Annotated in this window: 1 protein-coding gene; it reads left to right on the top strand. The window is 68.2% G+C overall.

What is annotated here, in order from left to right:
• Positions 1 to 1,104 (top strand): 2-oxoglutarate dehydrogenase, E2 component, dihydrolipoamide succinyltransferase (sucB, locus tag K789_RS0116730; protein WP_024367758.1); only part of this gene is annotated, 1,104 nt, incomplete at its 5' end.
• Positions 1,105 to 1,137 lie beyond the last annotated feature (33 nt).

Genomic DNA, 1,137 nt, shown 5'->3' with positions numbered 1-1,137 from the left:
CCCGCCCCGGAAGCTCCGAAAGAAGCAGCAGCCCCGAAGCAGGAGGCCCCGAAGGAAACTGCTCCGGCTGAAGCCCCCAAGCAGGAGGCTCCCAAGCAGGAAGCACCCGCCCCGGCGCAGGAAGCCGCTGCCCCCGTTGCTGCCCCGGCAGCCTCGTCCGCAGAGTCCGGCTACGTCACGCCGCTCGTCCGCAAGCTGGCCAACCAGCAGGGCGTGGACATCTCCTCCCTGACCGGCACCGGCGTCGGCGGGCGCATCCGCAAGCAGGACGTGCTGGCAGCAGCAGAAGCCAAGGCAGCCCCGGCCCCCGCCGCAGCCGCCGCACCTTCGGCAGCCCCGGCCGCCGCACCGGCCGCACGCCCGTCCGCTGACCTCTCCTCGCTGCGCGGAACCGTGCAGAAGGCCCCGCGGATCCGCCAGGTCATTGCCCGCCGCATGCGCGAGTCACTGGACATCTCCACCCAGCTGACCCAGGTGCACGAGGTCGACATGACCAAGGTCGCCAAGCTCCGCGCCAAGGCCAAGAACTCCTTCCAGGCCCAGAACGGCTCCAAGCTGACCTTCCTGCCCTTCATCGCCAAGGCTGTTGCCGAGGCCCTGAAGCAGCACCCGAAGGTCAACGCCTCCTACGACGAGGACAAGCAGGAGATCACGTACCACAACGCCGAGCACCTGGCGATTGCGGTGGACACCGACAAGGGCCTGCTGGTGCCGGTCATCGCCGACGCCGGCAACCTGAACCTGGCTGGCCTGGCAGGCAAGATCGCCGACGTCGCGGACCGCACCCGCAACGGCAAAATCGGACCGGACGAGCTCTCCGGCGGAACCTTCAGCATCACCAACATCGGTTCCGTGGGCGCCCTGTTCGACACCCCGATCATCAACCAGCCGCAGGTTGCCATCCTCGGCACCGGAGCGATCGTCAAGCGGGCCGTTGTGGTCGCCGATGAGAACGGCGATGACTCGCTGGCCATCCGCTCGATGATGTACCTCTCCCTGACGTACGACCACCGCCTGGTCGACGGCGCCGACGCAGGTCGCTTCCTGCAGACGCTGAAGGCACGCCTTGAGGAAGGCGCCTTCGAAGCCGACCTGGGGCTCTAGCTCCATAGCGTCACAAACAGCGACGGCGGGGCG

Origin of the sequence: Arthrobacter sp. TB 26 (assembly GCF_000427315.1) — a bacterium.
Lineage (GTDB): Bacteria > Actinomycetota > Actinomycetes > Actinomycetales > Micrococcaceae > Arthrobacter.
The sequence above is the reverse complement of the archived record's forward strand: the minus strand, read 5'-3'. Positions and strand labels throughout refer to the sequence as shown.